We start from the raw sequence: 18,119 nt of genomic DNA on the forward strand, positions 1-18,119 counted from the left end.
ATTCGAGCTGACGCGCTCAGCCGAAGAGGGCTGCGGCCTCGTCGTACCGGCTGCGGGGAACCGTGTTCAGCTCGCCCAGCGCCTCGGCGAACGGCACCTCGACGATGTCGGTGCCGCGCAGCGAGACCATGCGGCCCCAGGACTCGGCGACGAGCGAATCCGCCGCGTGCAGGCCGAGGCGTGTCGCGAGGACCCGGTCGAATCCGGAGGGCGACCCTCCGCGCTGGATGTGTCCGAGCACCGTCGAACGCGTCTCGATACCGGTGATGCGCTCGATCTCGGGGGCGAGCACCTCGCTGATACCACCGAGCCGGGGACGGTTGAACGCGTCGAGCCCCTTGTCGCTGTACGCGGTGTCCATCCCGGTGAGCGTGAATCCCTCGGAGACGACGACGAGCGGCGCACGACCGCGGTCGTGCGCGCTCGAGACGAGAGCGGTGATCTCGTCGATCGACATCGGCACCTCGGGGATGCAGATGACGTGCGCGCCGGCGGCCATACCCGCGTGCAGTGCGATCCACCCGACGTGGCGGCCCATGACCTCGGCCACCATGCAGCGCTGATGCGAATCGCCGGTGGTGCGCAGGCGGTCCATGGCATCGGTGGCGATGTTCACCGCGGTGTCGAAGCCGAACGAGTAGTCGGTCGCTCGCAGATCGTTGTCGATCGTCTTCGGCACACCGATCACGTTGATGCCGTCGTTCGCGAGACGGTTGGCGGCCGCGAGCGTGCCCTCTCCGCCGATCGCCAGGATGCCGTCGATGTTGTGCGCCGCGAGCGTCTTCGCGATGTTCTCGGCGCCGCCCCGCGGCCCCTCGTACGGGTTCGTCCGGCTGGTGCCGAGGATCGTTCCGCCGACCTTCGAGAGGCCCTTGACCTCGTGACGCGTGAGCGGGAAGAAGTCGCCGTCGACGACCCCTCGCCAGCCGTCGCGGATGCCGACGAACTCGATGTCGTAAGTGGTCGTGCCCTTGAGCACGACGCCGCGGATCACCGCGTTGAGTCCGGGGCAGTCGCCACCGCTCGTCAGGATTCCGATCTTCATGCTGTTGCCTCAGACGCTCGGGAGAAGGAAAGGGGAAAGGCGACGCTGCCTGCGATCGACACTAGTGCCATGCGCCCGTCGAGCGCCATTCGAGCACGTCGAAAACCGGAGATCTTGCCGACGAAAAAGGACCATCCGGCACAACTTCTCCGAATGGCCCTTCTCGGCCCTCGAATCGCGATCAAGAATCGTGATTCTTAACGACTTTTCACGCGCTGCGCAGCGTCTCCCGCAGCAGATGCATGAGCGCCCCGAGCTGCACGGGCTCGGCTGCCGCATCGTCGACGGCCTCGCCGTCGAGCGCACGAGCGGCCAGGCCCTGCTTCTGATCGATGAGCTCGGCGATCTTCGTGTCGATCGTGTGCGCGGCGATGATGCGCCACGCGGTGACCGGCTCGTCCTGACCGATGCGGTGCACGCGGTCGATGGCCTGCGTCTGCTCGGCCGCCGTCCACGACAGCTCGGCGAGCACGACGTTCGACGCCGCCTGCAGGTTGAGACCGACGCCCGCTGCGGTGAGGGAGCAGACCGCGATGCCGACCTCGGGGTCGCCGTTGAAGTCGTCGATCGCCTGCTGACGGACCGTCGTCGTCTGGTCGCCACGGATCGAGACCGAGCGGATGCCCGCGGCGGCGAAGTGCGCCTCCGCCTGATCCATCACGTCGATGTGCTTCGCGAAGAACACGACCTTGCCCACCGAGCGCTGCAGCTGCGCGGCGTAGTCGGCGGCGAGCGACGCCTTGGCCTGGCCGATACGCCGGACCATGGTGAAGACGTTGTCGCCCCCGGTTCCGGCGGCCTTCGACTCCTCGAGCTCGTTCTGGGCGACGAGACGCACGATGTCGTCGTCGATCTCGCCCGGCGCGAGGCCGCGATCGCCACGGGCCTCGATGATCCGACGGTAGCGGGCGGCGAGACGCTCCCCCAGCTCGCGCTCGGCCTGGCGGATGCTCCGCCCGAACTCGTCGTCGAGCTGCACGGGGAGATCGGCGATCAGCTTGTCGGGCAGGTCGGCTGCGACGTCCTTCTTCTTGCGGCGGACGATCCCCATCGAGATGACGGCGTCGCGCGCCTCGGGGTAGAACGCCTTGTCCGCCGGAGTGAATCCGGTCGCGTCGAGCTTCTCCATGAGCTCCGGACCGGGCTTCTCCCCCGTGGTCCAGCCGAGGAACCGCCAGATCGCGTCGAAGTCCTCGACGTCGTTGATCAGCGGCGTACCGGTCAGGGCCAGCATGAGCGGCTTCCCGCCGGGCGTGCGCTCGCGCACACGAGAGGCCAACGACAGCACGTTCTGCGAGCGCTGCGACGACAGGTTCTTGATGAAGTGCGCCTCGTCGACGACCATGCCGCGCAGTCCGATCGACGACAGCCACGAGAGATGCCGATCGAGGATCTCGTAGTTGACGATGAAGATGTCGGCGAAGGCGTCGATGTCGTCGCCGTCGCCCTGGATCACGGTCGCACGCCGCTGCGGCGTCCACCGCTCGACCTCGCGCGCCCAGTTCATCTTGACGACGTTCGGGACCACGACCAGGAGCGGGTAGGCGCCCGCGACCGAGGCGGCGAGAACCGACTGGGCGGTCTTGCCGAGGCCGGGCTCATCGGCCAGGAGGAAGCTGCGATGCCCGTCGCGAACCGCCTCGAGGAAGCGGGACTGATGCACCATCACCTCGAGACCCTTCGGCGAGATGTGGTCGTACTCGGGGGCCGGAGGCAGCTCCATGCTGGCGGCCGAGCCGCCCGCACCGGTCTCGAACGCCTTGTACAGCGGGCCCATCAGCTCCCAGCCGTCGAGGCGACGGCGCGGGGTGGTGGTCACGCGCGGCGTGAGATCGGGGGCGAGGAACGGGTTCGCGAGCTGGCGGGCCTCGACCGACGGCGGGGTCACCTGACGCTCGGCGATCGCCGCAGGAACGACGGAGATCTGAACCGGCGCGGCATCGGCGATGATCAACTCTTCCGGAGCGAGCTCCGCACCGGACTCGAGCAGCCAGTCGCGGCGCATGCGCTTGGCGACCGGCGAGGTCGCCTGGTCCGCTTCGAGCAGCTGGATGAGCGACGTGTCGCGCGCCGCCGTCTTGGCGAGGATGGTCGCGACGCCGTCGAGCCGCTTGAGCAGCTCGGCGCGTGCGGCATCACCGATGTCGGCATCCGCTTTGACCCTGGCGCGCTCTTCGCGTACCAGGAACGCGATCACCTGGAACTTGACGCGGTTGGTCGGTCCCAGCTTTCCGCGCTGGGACTTGGCCTCGATCTCGCGCACCTTGCGCGCGAGGATCGGGATGAGGGGCGCCTCGTCATCGCGACGAGACGACTTCTTGCGCCGTGTGGCGGCGGTTGCCGTGGTCGGCATGCTCCTCCTGAGCGTGAAGGCCGGAACGCCCCAGGGGCTCCGGCGCTCTGTTGTCCGCGTGTGGCGTGAGCCAGGACCGTGCGGATGTAGATCGATCATCTCGCCGATGCGCGCAGGACGCGGAAGATTCGACGATGACTGCGACCACTCTACGCCATCCCGGGCGGGGAACCCCCGTGGCGACGCGCGCGGCGGACCGATCAGGCGGTGTGCTCGCGCAGCACGCGCTCCGCATCGCTCACGTCGGCGGCGATCTGCGCCGTGAGCTTCTCGATGCCCTCGAAGGCGACCATGCCGCGCAGGCGCTCGGTGAACTCGACGGTGACGTCGTGCCCGTAGAGGTCGAGACCGGTCTCGCCGAGCACGTGCGCCTCGACCTGACGCTCGAGCACGTCGTCGAAGGTCGGGTTCGTCCCGACGGAGATCGCGGCGGGGTGACGGATGCTCGTGTCGTGGTCGATCAACCATCCGGCGTACACGCCGTCGGCCGGGACGAACGCATCGACGACGGCCGACAGGTTCGCGGTCGGGTACCCCAACTCCCGTCCCCGCTTGAGGCCGTGGACGACGACGCCGCGCACATCGGGCGAGCGTCCGAGCACCCGTGCGGCGCCGGTCACATCGCCGGCGATGAGGAGCTCGCGGATCCACGTCGACGACACCCGTCGTGCGGAGCCGGGAAGGTAGACGTCATCGACCACCTCGACGGTGAACCCGTGGCTGGGCCCCATCTCGCGCAGCAGCTCGGGGGTGCCCGCACCGCGGTTCCCGAAGCGGAAGTCCTCGCCCACGAGGACGGTCGAGACCCCGAGAGCCGCGACCAGGATCTCGGTCACGAAGTCCTCGGCGCTGAGCGAGGCCATCTCCTCGTCGAAGGTGAGCAGCAGCGTGGCGTCCAGACCGAGCTCGCCGAGGAGCTCGAGTTTGCGCTCCACCGTCACGACGTTCTCGGGGCAGCGGTCGGGCCGCAGGATCGCCAGCGGGTTGCGGTCGAAGGTGACGGCGACGGAACGCGCGCCCGTCTCGGCCGCTCGTTCCTCGAGCCGTCGGATCACGGCACGATGGCCGGCGTGCACCCCGTCGAACTTGCCGATCGCCACGATGCTGGGGCCGAAGCCCTCCGGGACCTCGGCGAGATCGCGGAAGACGATCACGCGTCGACCTCGACGGTCGTCCGTGCGACGTCCGGCCGGTTGGTCCGCAGCCACCAGATGCCGAACACCGGGAGCACCAGCGGGATGAAGAGGTACCCGCGTCCGAACAGCGACCACACGGTCTCGTGCTGGAACTGCTCGGGGATCAGGATGCTGAGCAGACCCACGACCAGGACACCCGTGAGCTCGAAGACGATCGCCACCCAGGCCACCGTGTACCAGCCGCGCCGCCTCGCGAGCACGAGCGCCAGGGTCGCGAGGATGTAGACGACGGCGGCGACGGCCGAGAGCGAGTACGCGAGAGGAGCCTCGTCGAACCGTCGGAAGATCTGCACGAAGCTCCGGCCGGTGGCCGCGAGCGCCATGACGGCGTAGACGATCACGAGGACGCGACCGATTCCGGTCATCCTGGTGGTGGGGGCGGTGGTGCTCATAGCGCATTCCATCCTAGATGCGCCAGAGGGGACCGACGTCCGTGTGCGGCTCCGGGTTACGCGATCTGCACGGTCCAGATGACGTGCATGCGCCACACCATGATCGCAATGGCCAGGGCGGCGACTCCGAGGATGACGGTGCTCCAGCGGCTGCGCTCCATCAACGCCCAGAGCACGGCCCCGACCGGCAGGAGCACGGCGGAGACGAGATAGACCCAGAACTCGAGGAGATCCCCCGTGGGCGGGTTCCCCACGAGCGGAGCGATGATCGCGGTGACCACCTGGGCGACCAGCAGGGCCTCGACGAGGGCGACGGCGCCGACGGACCAGTCGCTCGGGCGACGGCCGGCGAGTCCCGCCACGACGCAGAACGCTCCGGCGACGACCGCCACCACGATCTGGGCGAGGGTGAACCACAGGATCATCGGGCACTCTCCGGCATGTTCATGGCGCTCTTGAGGTCGCCTCCGCGTTTCTCGACGACACCGACGAGAACGCCCTCGTCGTCGATGGCCGCGACCAGCGGTGCATCGATCCGGCCGGCTTGGCCGGCGAGTCTCTTCCCGTGGCGCAGATCCCGCGCTTCCTCGGCGGAGACGGACAGCACGGGCAGGATGAGCTCCGCGGCCTGCGCAGGGGTGAGGACCGGAGCCCCCTCGAGGGAATCGATGTCGACGGCATCCGCGACGTCGAACGACCCCACCCGGGTGCGCCGCAGCGCGGTGAGGTGCCCGCCGACGCCCAGCGCGGCACCGAGGTCGCGGGCCAGCGACCGGATGTACGTACCGGACGAGCAGTCCACGATCACGTCGAGATCGCGGATGCCGTCACCCGCTCTGTCGCCGACGACATCGAAGCGCGAGACGACGACGTTCCGCGCGGCGAGGACGACCTCCTCCCCCGCACGGACGCGATCGTATGCGCGGCGACCGTCGACCTTGATCGCGGACACCGCGCTGGGAACCTGCGAGATCTCACCGGTCAGGGCCGAGATCTCCGCGGCGATGCGCGCATCGGAGACGTCCGCCCAGGCGGCGGGATCCGCGTACGCGGTGATCTCTCCGTCGGCGTCGTCGGTGCCCGTGGCCTGTCCGAGACGGATGGTCGCCTCGTAGGTCTTGCCGGCGCCCACGATGTAGGTGAGGAGCCGGGTGGCACCCTCGATGCCGATCACGAGCAGTCCGGTCGCCATCGGGTCGAGCGTTCCGGCGTGCCCGACCTTGCGGGTGCCGAACGCACGACGCGTGCGCGCGACGACGTCGTGGCTGGTCAGCCCTGCGGGCTTGTCGACGAGGAGGATGCCCGGCAGAACCATCCCTCCAGCCTACGGTGCCCGGCCGCACGGGCGAACACGCGGTCGCGGCTCGAATAGGCTTGTCGGATGCCGGAGACGCCCGAGAACCGCGACCGGGAGATCGCCGCCCCGGTCATCGACTGGTACCGTTCCGCGGCTCGCGATCTGCCCTGGCGTCGGCCGGAGTTCCACGAGCGTTTCGGCGCCTGGGGCGTGCTCGTGAGCGAGTTCATGCTGCAGCAGACGCCCGTCGCCCGCGTGATCCCCCGTCTCGATGCGTGGCTGGAGCGCTGGCCGTCACCGGCGGACATGGCCACGGCCTCCCCCGCCGAGGTCGTGCAGCAATGGGCGAACCTCGGCTATCCTCGCCGCGCGCTCTGGCTCCACCGTGCGGCGACGGAGGTCGTCCGCGAGCACGACGGAACGGTGCCCCGAGACGTCCCCGCGCTGCTCGCGCTCACCGGGATCGGCGACTACACCGCCCGCGCGGTGGCCGTCTTCTCCTACGGCGACCGGCATCCGGTGGTCGACACCAACACGCGCCGGGTGCTCGCGCGCGCCGTCGACGGCATCGCGCACCCGGGCCCTCCCTCACGGCGCGACCTCGCCCTGATGGAGGCGCAGATGCCGGTGGACGACTCCGCCGCCGCGGTGTTCAACGCCGCCGTCATGGAGCTCGGTGCCACCGTGTGCACCGCACGCGCGCCGATCTGCGAAGAGTGCCCGATCGCCGACCGGTGCGCGTGGATCGCCGCGGGGAGTCCCGCGACGGTGGACACGCGCCGAAAGCAGGCGGCCTACGAAGGCTCGGATCGGCAGGCGCGCGGCGCGGTGCTGCGCGTGCTCAGGGAGATCGCCCCCGCAGGGATCGCCCTGGAGGATCTGCTGCCGGACTGGCCGGATCCGTTGCAACGGGATCGCGCGATCGACTCGCTCGTCGCGGACGGGCTCGCCGAGGCCGGGAACGGCGAGATCGCGCTACCGCGCTGACTCCTCACAGCAGCTGATTGGTCCGGTGAGCCAGCACGGTGAGCTCGACCCGCGAGCGCACGCCGAGCTTCGCGAACGCCCGTCCGATGTGCACCTCGACCGTGCGCACGGAGACCACCAGCGCTTCCGAGATCTCCCGGTTGCTCGCGCCGGCCGCCGCCCGCATCGCGACCTCGAGCTCGCGCGCGGTGAGCTGTTGCGACCATGCTGCCCGGCACGCCGCCAGTGGATCGATCGCCGAAGATGCGTCATCGGCGTCGAGGGTCGCGATCCGGCGTACGACCGATCGCGCCCAGGCGTGAGCCCCCGAGAGCTCGAACAGGCTGAGCGCCGTGCGCAGGTGCTCGCGAGCGACGACCGCCTCCCCGCGGATCGCCGCACGGGTACCGAGCATCGCCTCGATGCGAGCGCGCGCGAACGGCGACCGCAGAGTGCGCGCCGCGCGCAGGACCTCGTCGCGCTCGGAGTGCCAGCGCACATCGGGAGCGGTGGCGACGCGTGTACGCAGCGACCGGGCGAGTCTGACCTCCGGGGGCTCGATGAGACGCACGACCGGTTCCTCGTCACCGCCCGGGCGGATCTCCTCGAGCCCGGGAACGGCGAACGACGTCTGCGGTGCCCCGAGCTCGCGCCACAGCCGGACGAATCCGGCGGCTCCGTCGAAGTCTCCGTCGAGGAACGCCTCGATGCCCTGATCGACCAGCAGATCGATCCGCTGAGCCGACGGCAGCGCACAGGTCAGCGCACGAGCGAACGGTCCCAGTTCTCCGAGCACGGCGAGGTCGAGCCTGCGGGCGAGAACGACACCGAGTCCGGCGAACGGCATGCTCACCGGGAGCGTCATGGATGCCGTGAGCAGATGCTCGCGTGCCTCAGCCATGTCACCGCGCCAGACCAGGAGCAGGGCGTGCGCGACCGCGCGGTACGCATCGACGAGCGGACTCCGCTCGAATCCCTCCACGAGCGGATCCACACCCGACGCGAGCGCGTCCTCATGCGCGAGCAGACGCAGCCCGACGTCGATCCGTCCGTCGAGAGCGGAGGTCAGCGCGCGCATCAGGCCTCCCGTCACCGGGCCCGTGCCCTCGGCATCGTCTTCTTCGGACTCGCCCACGAGCAGCCACGCGAGGGCGACTGCGGGGTCTCGGAGCTTCGACTCGACACCGACCCGGGCAGAGGCGTGCCGCAGCGACTCCCGCCAGGCGCGCATGCCCCGTCGGTCACCGCGCTCCGCGCACAGGGGCACGGCCAGCGCCGCTCCCCGAGCGATCGAGTACCAGTCCTCCGGTGCATCCGAGGCCGGGCGCAGCGCCTCCAGGTCGATCTCGGGAACCGACCCCTGCAGGTGAGCCTGTGCGATGAGCAGGCCGGCGAGGCCCTGCAACCGATAGCGCTCCGTTCCGTGCGGGAACAGGGTGCCCAGCCAGGCGGCAGCCTCAAGCGCGTATCCGCCCCCGATCGCGGCCGCGCCGGCGACCATCCGGGCTTCGTCGAGATCCCGCCCCGCGGCGTGCGCGGCCGCCTCGCGCGCGATCATCAGGGCGCGATCGGCGTGCCCCGCTTCCGACAGCCCTCTCGCGATCCGCGTGAGTTCGCGGGCGGATCCGGGGTCCATCTCCAGCGACGCGCGCGCTCGATGCCAGTCCGCCTCGATCGTGCGCCGCTGCCGCGCGAAAACCTCGTGCAGACGCGCGTGCACCCGGGCGGCCTCGCCCGACCCCATGCCGTCGGATATCCAGATCGCGAGTCGCCGGTCCTGGAGACGGATGCGGCCGGCGTGCAGGTCGAGATGCCCGCCGATCGCGGACGCCGCGAGATCCTCGGCCGTGCGTCCGTCGAAGGCGAGCAGCGGCTCCAGCTCGTCGGTCAGCGTCACGGCCAGCGCGAAAAGAAGAGCACGATCACGCGCCGAGAGATCGAGCCCTCGGAAGGCCTCGACGACGGCGGGCACCATCGGGAGAGGAGACGGCAGTGGAAGCAGCCCCTGGCGCTGCCCGCGCGTCAACGCGGCCGCCACCTGACGGATCGTGGGCGCACTCGCGTGCAGATCGACCATGAGGCGCGACAGCACGTGCGGCGCGCACCCGATCTGTTCGTCGATCAGCTCGCCGAGCAACGGACCGACCGTCGCCCACGCGTGACTCGTTCCTCCGGACACCACTGCGCCGTCGATGATGCACCCCCTCGCACCGGATGAGACGCTTCTCATCCGGTGCGACGGTAGCAAGCAGAACCGCGACCGCGGCGGTCATCGACCGATATACCCAACGCGTCTCCGCGCAGGCGGGATCAGCGGTCGGAGTCCTCGTCCTCCGCGCGCACGTACGGGTCGGCGTCGCCGGCGTGCGAGGCGGAGGAGGCGAGCTTCGCCACCTCGGCGTCGCGCTCCTGAGCCTGACGCAGCAGCGCGGTGATGTGGTCGGCGTTCTCCGGGAGCGCATCGGGGATGAACTCCAGCGTGGGCACCAGACGGGTGCTGAGCTGTCGCCCCACCTCGCTGCGCAGCATCCCCGTGGCCGAGGTCAGCGCCGCGCCGCTGGCGATGCGCTCCTCCTCGGTGCCGAGGACGGTGTAGAACACCGACGCGTGCTGGAGGTCACCGCTCACGCGTACGTCGGTGATCGTCACGAAGCCGAGCCGCGGGTCGCGCAGCCCCTTCTCGAGGCGCTCGGCGAGGATCACGCGGATCCGGTCGGCGAGGCGAGCCTGTCGTTCTCCAGCCATGCTTGATTCTCTCTCTTCAACCGCCGAAGCGGCGTGAAACTGTTGCGGAGGCGATGGATGCCATCGGGATAGTCGGGGTCTTGGGGGTTCCCGTTATCCCGATGGCATCCATCGCCGGAGCGACTCAACGAGGATCAGCCGCGCGGCTTCTCCACGAGCTCGGTCGTCTCGATCTCGTCACCGATCTGGATGTCGTTGTACTTGCCGAGGCCGATACCGGCTTCGTAGTCCGTACGCACCTCGGTGACGTCGTCCTTGAAGCGACGCAGCGATTCGATCGCCAGGCCATCCGCGAGGACGACTCCGTCGCGGATGACGCGGGCCTTGGCGTTTCGCGTGATCGTTCCCGATCGCACGATGACACCGGCGATGTTGCCGAACTTCGAGGAGCGGAACACCTCGCGGATCTCGGCGACACCCGACTGGACCTCTTCGTACTCCGGCTTGAGCATTCCCTTGAGGGAGTTCTCGATCTCGTCGATCGCGTTGTAGATGACCGAGTAGAACCGGATGTCCACGCCTTCGCGGGAGGCGCGCTCGCGCGCCTTCGTGTCGGGGCGGACGTTGAAGCCCACGATGATCGCGTTGTCGATCGTCGCGAGGTTGACGTCGGACTCGGTGATCGCACCCACACCGCGGTGGATGATGCGCAGCTGGACGGAGTCGTCGACCTCGATCTTGAGCAGCGATTCCTCGAGCGCCTCGACGGCACCCGAGACGTCACCCTTGATGATGAGGTTGAGCGACTCGACCTTGCCCTCTTCGAGCGCACGGGTGAAGTCCTCGAGCGAGATGCGCTTGCGGGCCTTGGCCAGCTGCGCATTGCGCTCGACCGCTTCACGCTTCTCGGCGATCTGGCGAGCCATGCGGTCCTCGTCGGTGACGATGAACACGTCACCGGCGCGGGGCACCGAGTTCAGACCCTGAACCTGGACCGGACGCGACGGGTAGGCCTCGAGGACCTGCTCGCCGTTCTCGTCGGCCATCGCACGCACACGTCCGTAGGCGGTGCCGGCGACGATCGCGTCTCCGACGCGGAGCGTTCCGGACTGGATGAGCACCGTCGCGACCGAACCGCGGCCCTTGTCGAGCTTCGCCTCGATGGCGACACCGCGAGCGGCCTTGTTCGGGTTGGCGGTGAGGTCGAGACCCGCGTCGGCCGTGAGCAGCACGGCGTCGAGGAGCTCCTGGATACCGGTGTTGGCGCGCGCCGAGACGTCGACGAACATGACGTCGCCACCGAACTCCTCGGCGACCAGCCCGTACTCGGTGAGCTGCTGGCGCACCTTCGACGGGTTGGCGTCGGGCTTGTCGACCTTGTTCACCGCGACCACGATCGGCACGTTCGCCGCCTGGGCGTGGTTGAGCGCCTCGACCGTCTGCGGCATGATGCCGTCGTCGGCCGCGACCACGAGGATCGCGAGGTCGGTGACCTGGGCACCACGGGCACGCATGGCCGTGAAGGCCTCGTGACCCGGCGTGTCGATGAAGGTGATGGCACGCTCGATGCCCTCGTGCTCCGTCCACACCTGGTAGGCACCGATGTGCTGGGTGATGCCGCCGGCTTCGCCCTCGATGACGTTGGTCTGACGGATCGCGTCGAGCAGTCGGGTCTTACCGTGATCGACGTGACCCATGACGGTGACGACCGGCGGACGGATCTCGAGGTCGTCGTCGCTCTCCTCCTCCAGCTCCTTCTCGAGGTCGAGACCGAAGCCCTCGAGGAGCTCCTTGTCCTCGTCCTCGGGCGAGACCATCTGGATCTTGTAGCCGAGCTCCTCGCCGAGGACCTCGAACGTGGCCTCGTCCAGGGATTCGGTGGCCGTGGCCATCTCACCCAGGTTGAAGAGGATCGTGACGAGGGTTCCGGGCTGGACCGTGTAACCGGTCAGCGTCTCGATCTTGTCGGCGAAGTCCGCGATCGACGCACCACGGCGCATGCGGATGATCTCCCCGTTTCCACGGGTGACGTTGACGCCGCCGACGACCGGGGCGCTCCGCATCTCGAACTCTTGCCGCTTCGCCCGCCGCGACTTGCGCTGCTTGCTCTTGCCGCCGCCCTTACCGAACGCACCGGCGGTACCACCGCCGGGACCACGGCCACGACCGCCGCCGCCACCGGGACGACCGGCGAAGCCACCACCGGGACGTGCGCCGGGACCGGCACCGGGTCCACCGGCGCCACCGGGACGACCGGGGCCGCCGGGACGCTGCTGGAACGGAGCACCGGGACGACCGCCCTGTCCACCGCGAGGGGCACCGGGACGGGGCGAGCCGGGACGCGGAGCACCCGGACGGGGTGCCCCGGGGCGAGGCGCCTGCGGGCGCGGGATGTTGCCCGGAGTCGGGCGCTGTCCCATGCCCTGCGCCGAAGCGAAGGGGTTGTTCCCCGGGCGAGGACCGGTGGGACGCTGTCCCATGCCCTGGGCCGAGGAGAACGGGTTGTTCCCCGGGCGCGGAGCGCCGGGCTTGGGCGCGCCGCTGTCACCGGCGGGCGCGGCGGGTGCCGGTACCTCCGGTGCAGAGGCCGCCGGGGCGGGCGCGGACGACTCCGCAACGGGAGCCTCCGCAGCGGGCGTCTCGACGACCGGTGCGGGTGCGGGCTTGGGACCGGGCTTGGGGCCCGGGGTCGGCGCCGACTTGCCGGCCGGCTTGGCCGCTGCCGGCTTGGCGGCTGCCTGCTTGGCGGCGGGGCTCGCAGCCGGAGCAGTCTCAGCGGATGCCTTGAGCGAGGGGTCGGCATCGATCGCCGCGCGCAGCTTGCGCGCCACCGGCGGTTCGATGGTCGATGAGGGACTCTTGACGAATTCGCCGAGTTCCTTCAGCTTTGCAAGTGCGACCTTGCTGTCGACGCCGAGTTCGGCGGCGATCTCGTGTACGCGTGGTTTACCAGCCACAATTCTCCTGTCTGGGGCAGTCTGCCCAGACAGGGCAGACCATTAGTCGCGGACGGGTCTCATTTCGAGCCGTTCACTTTGTTTCCATAGCCGTTCAGCCGTTTCTCGATGGTCTGCGTGTCCACAGGGGTGGACACACGGAGTGCTCGTCCGAAAGCGCGGCGCCGCAGTGCGGACGCCATGCATTCCTGCGTCGGATGCATCCACGCGCCTCGCCCCGGCAGGACGGCGCGCTCATCGATGATGAGGATTCCGTTCTGGGACACCACCCTGAGGAGGGCGGAGCGGGGAGCACGCATGCGACAGCCGACGCACGTTCGTACGGGTTCCATCTTACACCTGCGTTTCCTCTCGCTCGGCACGCGGGCGGCGCGTGCCGAGCGGACGGTGGGCGCTCAGTCCAGGACGCTGTCCGGCTGGATGTCGATCTTGGCGCCCGTGAGCTTCGCGGCGAGACGGGCGTTCTGCCCCTCCTTGCCGATCGCCAGCGAGAGCTGGTAATCGGGAACGAGGGCTCGAACGGCCTTGGTGGTGGCGTCGAGGATGAACGAGCTCGTCACCTTCGCCGGGGAGAGCGCGTTCGCGACGAAGGCCGCGAGCTCCGGGTCGTGGTCGACGATGTCGATCTTCTCCCCCGACAGCTCTTCGGTGACGGCGCGCACGCGGCGGCCGAGCTCGCCGATGCAGGCGCCCTTGGCGTTGATGGACGGGTCGTTGGCCTTGACCGCGATCTTCGAGCGGTGCCCCGCCTCGCGGGCCAGGGAGACGATCTCGACGAGGCCGGCCGCGATCTCGGGGACCTCGAGCGCGAACAGCTTGCGGACGAGACCGGGGTGCGTGCGCGAGACGGTGATCTGCGGGCCCTTCAGCCCCTTCGCCACACTCGTCACGTAGACGCGGATGCGCGATCCGTGCGTGTACTCCTCGCCGGGAACCTGCTCCTCGGGGGGCAGGATGGCCTCGACGGAACCGAGATCCACATGGATCATCCGCGGGTTCGGACCCTGCTGGATGACGCCCGCGACGATGTCGCCCTCCTTGCCGCGGAACTCGCCGAGTACGGCCTCGTCGGCGATGTCGCGGAGGCGCTGGCTGATGACCTGCTTGGCGGCGAAAGCGGCGATGCGGCCGAAGTCGCTCGGCGTGGCGTCCTCCTCGCCGATGATGGCGCCCTCGTCGTCGGAGACCGCCTGCAGAACGGCGACGTGACCGGTCTTGCGATCGAGGTCGACGCGCACGCCCTCGGGAAGGTCGCCCTCGGCCGAGACGTGCTTGGAGTAGGCGGTCAGGATCGCCTGCTCGATGATCGCGACGAGTTCGTCGAAGGGAATCCCCTTCTCCTTCTCGATTCCACGCAGCAGGCTCAGTTCGATATCCATGACGGCTCCCTATTCAGCTCTCGTCGCGCGGAATCACACACGCGACATCCGTACAACGATACCCCGCCCCCGCCACGGGTCGCCACGTCAGGCCGACGGCGACCTCTCCGGCAGCGCATCCGCGGAGGGCAGGGCGTTGATCGCGCCGATCAATCGGAACAGGTCGCCCACGCGTCGCTGATCGAGGCGGAGCGCCAGGCGAGGAAGGTCGACGGCATCGCCATCGGCGATCTCCACGGATCGCGGGGTGGCGCGCTCGATGCGGTCGGACGCCAACATCGACGCGAAGCGCTCGTTCAGGTCGGCGAGCTCGGCATCCGTCGGTTCCGCCCGGAGCCGCAGCACCAGCGTGTCCCCGAACCAGCGCAGCGAATCGTAGTTGCGCCAGAAACCCGTGATCTCCGCCCGCGCGGCGTCGACGGAGTCCGTGATCACCACTCGATCGAAATCGCCCTCCGAGATCACCCCCGCCGGCGCGAGGTGCTCGTCGACGAAACTGCGCAGCCCCTCCCAGAATCGCCCACCGGTCTCGTCGAGGAGCACGATCGGCATCGGCTCCGCCTTGCCCGTCTGCTGCAGGGTGAGGAGCTCGAACATCTCGTCGAGCGTGCCGAACCCGCCGGGCAGGCAGATGAACCCCTCCGACTCCTTGATGAGCATCAGTTTGCGGGTGAAGAAGTACTTCATCGCCACGACGTGGTCCTGACCGGACGACACGATCCCGTTGGGCTTCTCTTCGAAGGGTAGGCGGATCGAGACACCGAGCGAGAGTGCGGGCCCGGCTCCCTCCGCCGCGGCCTGCATGATCCCCGGCCCTGCACCCGTGACGACCATCCATCCATCGGTCGCCAGCGCCGCCGCGACGTCGCGGGCCTGCCGGTACAGCGGATCGTCGGTGCGCGTGCGAGCGGATCCGAAGACCGTGACCTTGGGCACACCGCGGTACGGCGCGAACAGTCGGAACGCGTCGCGCATCTCCGCGAGCGCCGCTGAAGCGATCTTGAGGTCGAGACGGTCGGTGCCGTCCTCCCCCAGCAGGATCGCGGTGCGCAGCATCCTCATCACGAGCCGACGGTCGGCATGCACTCCGGCATCGTCGAGCACGGCGTTGATCTCGGCACTCAGGGCATCGGGGAGCGGTTCGTCGATCATGCGTCCAGCGTGTCACGACCCGCTGAACGGGCGCGAGGTGCCACACCGAGAACGCGAACGCCGCGCCCCGACGGGACGCGGCGTTCGTTCGATCGTCAGCGGGAGAGTCGTTCGACGGCTTCGGCGATCGACACGGCCTCGCGGTCACCCGTGGCGCGATCCCACAGCTCGACCTGGCCCTCGGCCGCGCCGCGCCCGACGATCACGATCTTCGGCACGCCCACGAGCTCGGCATCGCCGAACTTCACACCGGGTGAGACCTTGGGGCGATCGTCGTAGAGCACGTCGAGCCCGATGCCCTCCAGAGCGGACGAGAGCTCCGCCGCGACGTCGAACGCGATCTGGTCGCGGCCGGCGGCGACGACCTGCACGTCGAAGGGCGCGACCGACGCGGGCCAGATGAGCCCCTTGTCGTCGTTGTTGAGCTCGGCGATGATCGCCAGGATGCGCGTGACGCCGATGCCGTACGAGCCCATCGTGACCGTGACGAGCTTGCCGTTGACGTCGAGCACCTTGAGACCGAGTGCCTCGGCGTACTTGCGCCCGAGCTGGAAGACGTGCCCGATCTCCATGCCGCGCGCGAGCTCCACGGGTCCGGAGCCGTCGGGGGCGGGGTCGCCGGCGCGCACGTTGGCGATCTCGACGATGCCATCGGCTGTGAAGTCGCGCCCGGCGACCACCGAGTGCGCGTGCTTCTGGTCGATGTTCGCCCCGGTGATCCAGCTGGTGCCCTCGCTGACCCGCGGGTCGACGAGATAGCGGATCCCCGTGGCGGACTCCTCGCCCAGCACCGCGCCCGTGCTCGACCACGGGCCGATGTAGCCCTTCACGAGCAGCGGATGCTTCGCGAAGTCCTCCGGGGTGGCGGTCTCGACCTCGGCCGGCGCGAAGGCCACCTCGGCGCGCTTCTCGTCGACCTCGCGGTCACCCGGGATGCCGACGACGACCAGCTCGCGCGTGCCGTCGAGGTGCGTGAGGGCGAGGACGACGTTCTTGAGCGTGTCCGCCGCCGAGTACTCCCCGTCGAGAACGGCGTTGGAATGCGCGACGAGCGTGTCGATCGTCGGGGTGTCCGGCGAGTCGAAGACGATCGGCGCGGCATCGGAGTCGAAGGCGACGGCGTCGGGCACGGCGGTGGTGAACGCCTCGACGTTCGCGGCGTATCCGCCGGCGCTGCGCACGAAGGTGTCCTCGCCGACCGGGGTCGGGTGCAGGAACTCCTCGCTGCGCGAGCCGCCCATCGCCCCGGCATCCGCCTGGACGATCACGTACTCGAGCCCCAGCCGCTGGAAGATGCGCTCGTACGCATCGCGCTGCGCCTGGTAGCTGGCCTCCAGCCCCTCGTCGGATGCATCGAAGGAGTAGGCGTCCTTCATCGTGAACTCGCGTCCGCGCAGCAGACCGGCACGCGGGCGGGCCTCATCGCGGTACTTGTCCTGGATCTGGTAGATCGTCAGCGGCAGGTCCTTGTACGACGAATAGAGATCCTTCACGAGCTGCGTGAAGGCCTCCTCATGGGTGGGCGCGAGCAGATAGTCGCCCCCCTTGCGGTCCTTCAGGCGGAAGAGCAGGTCGCCGTACTCGTCCCAGCGCCCCGTCGCCTCATAGGCCTCGCGCGGCATGAGCGCCGGGAAGTGAACCTCCTGCGCGCCGGCCGCGGCCATCTCCTCGCGCACGACGGTCTCGATCTTCGACTTGACCCGCAGTCCCAGTGGCAGCCACGCGAAGATGCCCGCCGCCTGCGGCCGGATGTAGCCGGCGCGGATCAGCAGCTTGTGACTCGCGACCTCTGCACCTGCAGGGTCTTCACGGAGAGTACGGAGGAAGAAGTTCGAAAGACGAGTGACCACGGGCCAAGTCTACTGACCCGTGGCCGTCGTCTTTCGGCCGATGACTCAGTTGAGCGCCGGGAGCCCCTCGGGCACGACGCCACCCTTGTAGAGGCTGGCGGCGAGCTCCTGCAGCGCCGTCAACGCGGCTCGCTGCGGGAGCGGGCCGTAGGAGATACGGGCGACGCCGAGCTTCTCGTACTGGGCGGCGCTGAGCGCGCCCGGCAAGCCGATCACGCTCACCTTCCGCTCGCCGATACCCTCGACCAGCTGGCGAGTGACGTGGGCGTCGAGGATGCCGGGTACGAACACCGACGTGGCGCCGGCATCGATGAACGCGCGACCGCGCTGGATCGCGTCGGCGACGCTCTGTTCGACCGGGCGCCCGCCGGCGCGGACGAACGCGTCGGTGCGTGCGTTGAGGGCGAACGGCACGCCCTCCGCCTCGGCCGCCCTGACGATGGCTTCCACCACGGCGACCGACTCGTCGAGGGGCTTGAGGCGATCCTCGACGTTCGCGCCGACGACACCGGCGGCGATGGCGAGACGCGTGGTCTCCCCCGCGTCGTCGTAACCGTCGTCGAGGTCGGCGGTGACCGGCACGTGGACGGATGCCGCGATCCGGCCGACCATGTCGAGCATGATGTCGCGCGGGATCGTGCCGTCGTCGTAGCCGAACGATGCGGCGATGCCGTGACCGGCCGTCGCGATCGCCCGGGTCTCGGGGAGCTTGGCGACCGCTCGCGCGGACACCACATCCCATACGTTCACGACGCGGAGGATCTCGGGGGCGTCATAGAGGTCGACGAGGGTCTGAGCCTTGGCTGAAGTGGTCATGTCCTCCACGCTAACGCGAACCCCCGACGAT

General features: G+C 69.3%; 15 protein-coding genes. 1 reads left to right on the forward strand and 14 read right to left on the reverse strand.

Annotation, left to right across the window (positions count from 1 at the left end; translation table 11 throughout):
* Positions 1 to 16 precede the first annotated feature (16 nt).
* From KZC52_RS03875 to truB, 6 genes are all read right to left on the reverse strand, one after another.
* Positions 17 to 1,045 carry an ATP-dependent 6-phosphofructokinase gene (locus KZC52_RS03875; RefSeq protein WP_247622746.1) on the reverse strand — a complete coding sequence of 343 codons (1,029 nt, stop codon included), beginning with the start codon at positions 1,043 to 1,045 and terminating at the stop codon, positions 17 to 19.
* A gap of 208 nt (positions 1,046 to 1,253) precedes the next feature.
* Positions 1,254 to 3,398 carry a DEAD/DEAH box helicase gene (locus tag KZC52_RS03880; protein WP_247622747.1) on the reverse strand — a complete coding sequence of 715 codons (2,145 nt, stop codon included), beginning with the start codon at positions 3,396 to 3,398 and terminating at the stop codon, positions 1,254 to 1,256.
* A gap of 200 nt (positions 3,399 to 3,598) precedes the next feature.
* A complete protein-coding gene (locus tag KZC52_RS03885) occupies positions 3,599 to 4,552 on the reverse strand; it encodes a bifunctional riboflavin kinase/FAD synthetase (RefSeq protein ID WP_247622748.1) in 954 nt (317 codons plus the stop codon).
* A complete protein-coding gene (locus tag KZC52_RS03890) occupies positions 4,549 to 4,986 on the reverse strand; it encodes a hypothetical protein (RefSeq protein WP_247622749.1) in 438 nt (145 codons plus the stop codon). The genes KZC52_RS03885 and KZC52_RS03890 overlap by 4 nt, the downstream gene beginning before the upstream one ends.
* 56 nt (positions 4,987 to 5,042) lie before the next feature.
* Entirely contained in the window at positions 5,043 to 5,411 is a 369-nt protein-coding gene (locus KZC52_RS03895; protein WP_247622750.1) for a hypothetical protein, read from the reverse strand.
* Entirely contained in the window at positions 5,408 to 6,301 is an 894-nt protein-coding gene (truB, locus tag KZC52_RS03900) for a tRNA pseudouridine(55) synthase TruB (protein WP_247622751.1), read from the reverse strand. Before truB ends, KZC52_RS03895 begins: the two co-directional genes overlap by 4 nt.
* Before the next feature lie 66 nt (positions 6,302 to 6,367).
* On the opposite strand from truB, the gene KZC52_RS03905 reads away from it, so the two are divergent.
* Complete coding sequence (locus KZC52_RS03905) at positions 6,368 to 7,270, forward strand: iron-sulfur binding domain-containing protein (RefSeq protein ID WP_247622752.1); 903 nt, start codon at positions 6,368 to 6,370, stop codon at positions 7,268 to 7,270.
* A 4-nt stretch (positions 7,271 to 7,274) separates the two neighbouring features.
* On the opposite strand, the gene KZC52_RS17520 is transcribed toward KZC52_RS03905, so the two are convergent.
* The 8 genes from KZC52_RS17520 to KZC52_RS03945 all read right to left on the reverse strand — a co-directional run bounded on the left by KZC52_RS17520 (position 7,275) and on the right by KZC52_RS03945 (position 18,088).
* Positions 7,275 to 9,428: a LuxR C-terminal-related transcriptional regulator gene (locus KZC52_RS17520; RefSeq protein WP_247622753.1), complete on the reverse strand. Its 2,154-nt coding sequence runs from the start codon at positions 9,426 to 9,428 to the stop codon at positions 7,275 to 7,277.
* Between the two features lie 131 nt (positions 9,429 to 9,559).
* Complete coding sequence (gene rbfA, locus KZC52_RS03915) at positions 9,560 to 9,994, reverse strand: 30S ribosome-binding factor RbfA (protein ID WP_247622754.1); 435 nt, start codon at positions 9,992 to 9,994, stop codon at positions 9,560 to 9,562.
* Positions 9,995 to 10,128: 134 nt separating this feature from the next.
* Positions 10,129 to 12,891 (reverse strand): translation initiation factor IF-2, encoded by a 2,763-nt coding sequence (gene infB, locus KZC52_RS03920; protein WP_247622755.1) that lies wholly within the window; start codon positions 12,889 to 12,891, stop codon positions 10,129 to 10,131.
* 59 nt (positions 12,892 to 12,950) lie between these two features.
* The gene (locus KZC52_RS03925; protein WP_281731225.1) at positions 12,951 to 13,223 is read right to left on the reverse strand and encodes a YlxR family protein; all 273 of its coding nucleotides are present in this window, start codon (positions 13,221 to 13,223) and stop codon (positions 12,951 to 12,953) included.
* Positions 13,224 to 13,286: 63 nt separating this feature from the next.
* Entirely contained in the window at positions 13,287 to 14,270 is a 984-nt protein-coding gene (gene nusA / locus KZC52_RS03930) for a transcription termination factor NusA (RefSeq protein ID WP_247622757.1), read from the reverse strand.
* A gap of 87 nt (positions 14,271 to 14,357) precedes the next feature.
* Positions 14,358 to 15,422, reverse strand: a complete 1,065-nt coding sequence (locus KZC52_RS03935) for an LOG family protein (protein ID WP_247622758.1) — start codon at positions 15,420 to 15,422, stop codon at positions 14,358 to 14,360.
* A 95-nt stretch (positions 15,423 to 15,517) separates the two neighbouring features.
* Positions 15,518 to 17,272, reverse strand: a complete 1,755-nt coding sequence (locus KZC52_RS03940) for a proline--tRNA ligase (RefSeq protein ID WP_247622759.1) — start codon at positions 17,270 to 17,272, stop codon at positions 15,518 to 15,520.
* Between the two features lie 45 nt (positions 17,273 to 17,317).
* Positions 17,318 to 18,088 (reverse strand): isocitrate lyase/PEP mutase family protein, encoded by a 771-nt coding sequence (locus KZC52_RS03945; protein WP_247622760.1) that lies wholly within the window; start codon positions 18,086 to 18,088, stop codon positions 17,318 to 17,320.
* Between the last annotated feature and the right edge of the window lie 31 nt (positions 18,089 to 18,119).

It is taken from the genome of Microbacterium galbinum (assembly GCF_023091225.1).
Lineage (GTDB): Bacteria > Actinomycetota > Actinomycetes > Actinomycetales > Microbacteriaceae > Microbacterium > Microbacterium galbinum.